At 53.5% G+C, this 4,404-nt stretch carries 4 protein-coding genes; 1 reads left to right on the top strand and 3 read right to left on the bottom strand.

Annotated features, from left to right (window positions below; translation table 11 throughout):
* Positions 1-102 precede the first annotated feature (102 nt).
* The 3 genes from aaeB to aaeX are packed head-to-tail and all read right to left on the bottom strand — an operon-like array spanning position 103 to position 3,219.
* Complete coding sequence (aaeB, locus tag ACSZO4_RS24785) at positions 103-2,070, bottom strand: p-hydroxybenzoic acid efflux pump subunit AaeB (protein ID WP_437891748.1); 1,968 nt, start codon at positions 2,068-2,070, stop codon at positions 103-105.
* 5 nt (positions 2,071-2,075) lie between these two features.
* Positions 2,076-3,008: a p-hydroxybenzoic acid efflux pump subunit AaeA gene (gene aaeA / locus ACSZO4_RS24780; protein WP_437891747.1), complete on the bottom strand. Its 933-nt coding sequence runs from the start codon at positions 3,006-3,008 to the stop codon at positions 2,076-2,078.
* Positions 3,009-3,015: 7 nt separating this feature from the next.
* Positions 3,016-3,219, bottom strand: a complete 204-nt coding sequence (aaeX, locus tag ACSZO4_RS24775; protein ID WP_437891744.1) for a p-hydroxybenzoic acid efflux pump operon protein AaeX — start codon at positions 3,217-3,219, stop codon at positions 3,016-3,018.
* Positions 3,220-3,396: 177 nt separating this feature from the next.
* Between aaeX and aaeR the strand changes: the two genes are divergently transcribed.
* Complete coding sequence (gene aaeR, locus ACSZO4_RS24770; protein WP_437891742.1) at positions 3,397-4,320, top strand: HTH-type transcriptional activator AaeR; 924 nt, start codon at positions 3,397-3,399, stop codon at positions 4,318-4,320.
* The last annotated feature ends 84 nt before the right edge of the window (positions 4,321-4,404 follow it).

Below are 4,404 nucleotides of genomic sequence, written 5' to 3'. Positions count from 1 at the left end.
TCAGTCCGTTAATTGCACTGACTTAATTAGATCAAAGTCCCGGCCTCACGGCCAGGACTTTGTCAGCAGTCTGAACCGACGCTTCTGGCGTCGGTTTCGCGTTTAGCTGCTGGTCAAAGCATGCTGATATTTATGTAGCATACCGGTCAGTCGTTTGACCGGCTCAGTCACCTGAGGTGGAGCGTCCCAATGGTGAAGCTTTTCCTGATAGACGCCCAACTCTTCCAGTAACTGAGAAAAATAGCGCCGCCGCTTACTGTCGCTACTCGCGGAAATAACCTGATCCGCCGTCCGTCGTAGCTGACGATGAAAAGCCGAGAGGTCGTCGTTGACCGGCACCGGCGCATCCCTTAAACGCTGATGGGCAATAATCATCGTCAGTGCCAGGCGAAACTTCGCCAGATCGCCTGGAAATTTATTCAGCAACAGAAACAGCTGCTGATACAACGCAGGCAGATGGTTTTCTTTGCGCCGGGCTGAATTGGTGGTCATTGCCGAAACTGCCGCCGAGACAAACTGGTTGAGCAACATGCGCCCGGTTCGCGCCTGGGAGTTATCACGGACCAGTAAAATCACAATCAGCGCCAGCCCGCAGCCGACAATTTGCCCCAGCGCGCTGTCAAGAAACTGACTGAAATGAAAAGTCATCGGGTTATCGAGCACAATAATATTGATGGTACTGGCCAGCGCGCCCAGAGAGCCTAAGCGCCGCTTTTGTACTTCAATACCGATAAAGAACGCCAGCACCGCCAGGCTAATGCACAGCAGCAGCATGCTTTGTTGCGTCGCGGGGATAATCACCAGGAAATAGAAAGCGCCGAGCGGCAACGCCACCAGCGTTCCCACGAGAAAATCGATAGCAACCATTTTGGGATTTGGCAGACGCATCGCCAGGGATGTGACTACTGCAATCATCACCATGGTTCCACTGCCCGAAGTCCAGCCGCTCCACAGCCAGAACAAGGTGCCCAACATACAAGAGAGAGTGGTGCGCCAGAAGTTAATCATCGCATGGTGACGTTCCGCCGATACGGGTTTTACCACCACTTCACGGCGCAAAACCTCATCTTCTGTCGCACTGATTTTGGTATTGCTGGTCACCCCGCGCTTGAGCAACAGGTAACGCGTTGCGGATCCCACCCAACTGTAAATGGTCACCGGCGTCTCACGCTCGCCCGTCCAGCCAATCACCCGGCGCATCCGTTTTAACTGCCTATGGAGATCCTGAATATTCTCAACAGGTGCCTCAAACAGTTCGCGGAAGGTCGCAGTGATCAGTTCCGGACGCGTGTTCTGAATCAGGTAAGTTTCACAGGCCTGGGTAATCAGCGTCAGCGACAATGTATTGATCGCTTTCAGGCGGCGATTCGCTCGCCCCCAGCGCGACGATTCAATTTTCAGGTTGCTGCGCATGCCTTCCAGCGCGGTGGTCCGGCGCACCAGCGTACCCCATGCCTTATCCACCTCTTCAGGCTCGCCATGCCTGATACAAAGCTGCATCAACTGATATTGCGCAACCAACAGGCTATCCAGTTCACGGTCAATTTCATTCTTGATCGAGCGGGGAGAGAACAGCAGATCGGCCACAATGGCGCAGACAATACCGATAACAATTTCACTACACCGCTCAACGGCAAACTGCGGTGTAAGCAGAGGCTCGGTTTGAATGGTGATGACGATGATCAGCGCCGTGTAACCCGCAAGTCCCCAGGCATATGAGTTCTCTACCCGCACCAGAGATGAAATCCAGGTACAGAAACCGGCCCAGATGCAGCAGACCGTCAGCATCAGCAATGGCGCGCGGATCATCGCAATAATGATAATCAGCCCGGCGATACAGCCAATAAAGGTGCCGATAATGCGCAACATGCCGCGATAGCGAATCGCCCCCGACCAGGGTTCACCACCAGCCGCAAAGGCCGGGCCTGCTGCCACAATAGCCGCCGTCAAAACCGCCCAGCGCGGCGTCTCCAGTTGAAAGTGGAAGCCGACAAACAGCGCCAGCACGATGGCGCAGGCCAGCTTTAAGGCAAAGCGAATGTGTCGGCTGGCAATGGAAAACAGGCCCATAGTGCTTAACCCATCTCACGCAGGCGATGCGCCAGTTTACGGAAGAAGGAGTCGTGGCTTTCGTCACGGTCATTCTTGCCGGTAACAACGACGGTTGCCGTCGTGCCTGCAGGCCACAGATTGCCCTGCTGCGCATCAAGATGAATACGCACCGGCACACGCTGCGCCAGACGTACCCATTCAAGGTTCGAGTCAATGGTTGCCATACCTTTGCTGTCGCTACTGCTGCTGGCATTGGTCACCCCGGCGGCCACGCTATCAACAGTACCTTTCAGTACCCGGTTGCTCCCCAGCGGGGTGATTTCTGCCCGATAACCTGGACGTACGCCTTCCAGCTTGGTCTCTTCAAGATAGGCCTGAACATAGAAAGAGTTTTGCTTAACCAGCGCCACGGCGGTTGAACCGCGGGTTATAAACTCCCCGGCATAAACATTCAGGTTAGTGACCCAGCCGTCTGCTGGCGCGCGAATCACCGTGCGTTCAAGATCCAGTTTCGCCAAATCACGGGTAGCCTGCGCTTTTGCCAGTTGGTGTAATACCGTCTGGAGCCCGTTGTTGGCCTGATCTATTTCTTCACGCGACATCGCCTGAACGCCAAGCTGGTTACGTCGTCCTGCTTCCCGGCGTTTTTCACTGGCCAGCGCCTCGTAATACGAGACATCCGCCTGCGCCTCTTCCAGCGCTTTCTGATAACGCGGCTGGTCAATGGTGAAGAGCACCTGGTTGGCTTTCACCAACTGGTTATCACGAACATTCACTACGGTAATTAAACCCGCAACGTCAGGCGCAATGGCGACCACATCAGCGCTAAAGCGCGCGTCACGGGTCCAGGGTGACTCAGTGTAGTAAACCCAGGCGCGGAAAATGGCAATGAACGCGAGAATAACCAGCACGACAGTCAGAGCAGTACGGGAGAGATTTCTTGTTAGTGTTTTCACTTCTACCTCAAGCAAACAAGCGCGACAGCAGATAAAACAGACAGCAGTAGAGCGCGGTATTAAACAGTGCCGGATGCCAGACGAAGTCATAGATCCCGGTTGGGATCAGCACACGACGCACCAGCCAGAAGATCGCCAGTGACAAAAGCAATTCGAAAAAAATCGGTGGGAACGACAGACCGAACACCACGATAACGGGAAACAGACTCATGTTGACCTTGATTAGAGAGAATGCAGGCGACAATATTTCTTATCCGTACCACCACGGAGCAGTGAGCAGGCCAGGCGAGAGTGATACGTTAATTATTCAGCGAATAGTATATTAACGTAACTGTTATGCTGTTATCTATATTATGTGATCTAAATCACTTTTAAGCCAGAGTGAATAATGGAACGACTAAAACGTATGTCGGTGTTTGCCAAAGTGGTCGAGCAAGGCTCTTTTACAGCCGCTGCAAAGCAGTTGCAAATGAGTGTTTCCTCGATCAGTCAGACGGTGGCGAAACTGGAAGATGAGCTTCAGGTAAAGCTGCTAAACCGCAGCACACGCAGCCTGGGCCTGACTGAAGCCGGGAAGATTTACTATCAGGGTTGTCGCCGTATGTTGCACGAAGTCCAGGATGTGCATGAGCAGCTCTACGCCTTTAACAACACGCCTATTGGCACTCTGCGTATCGGTTGTTCTTCAACGATGGCACAAAATGTACTCGCCAGGCTCACTGCTGAGATGCTCAAAGAGTATCCGGGTTTGTCGATTAATCTGGTGACCGGCATTCCCGCGCCGGATCTGATTGCCGACGGACTGGACGTGGTGATCCGCGTCGGAGCCTTGCAGGACTCGAGCCTGTTCTCAAGACGGCTGGGCGCGATGCCGATGATCGTCTGCGCTGCCAAAAGCTATCTGGCGCAATATGGCGTGCCGGAAAAACCGGCTGACCTGGTGAATCATTCCTGGCTGGAGTACAGCGTTCGCCCGGATAACGAATTTGAGCTTATTGCCCCGGAGGGGATTTCCACGCGTCTGATCCCGCAGGGGCGATTTGTCACCAACGATCCGATGACGCTTTCACGCTGGTTGATTGCCGGGGCCGGTATTGCCCATGTGCCGCTGATGTGGGCGATCGATGAGATCAATAATGGCAATCTGGAGATCTTATTTACCCGCTATCAGTCCGATCCCCGCCCGGTCTGGGCGCTGTATACGGAAAAGGATAAGCTGCCGCTTAAAGTTCAGGTCTGTATTAACTATCTGACGGAGTATTTTGTCGACGTGGCGAAGTTGTATCAGGGGATGCAGGGGCGGGGATTATAAAGATTACCCTGTACTAGCTCAGACCTGATCTGACAGTTACCGGTTATTTATACAGGTGTCTGTCAGATTAAATCTGGTTCAGAT

Origin of the sequence: Phytobacter sp. V91 (assembly GCF_965644225.1) — a bacterium.
GTDB lineage: Bacteria > Pseudomonadota > Gammaproteobacteria > Enterobacterales > Enterobacteriaceae > CBFFRJ01.
The sequence above is the reverse complement of the archived record's forward strand: the minus strand, read 5'-3'. Positions and strand labels throughout refer to the sequence as shown.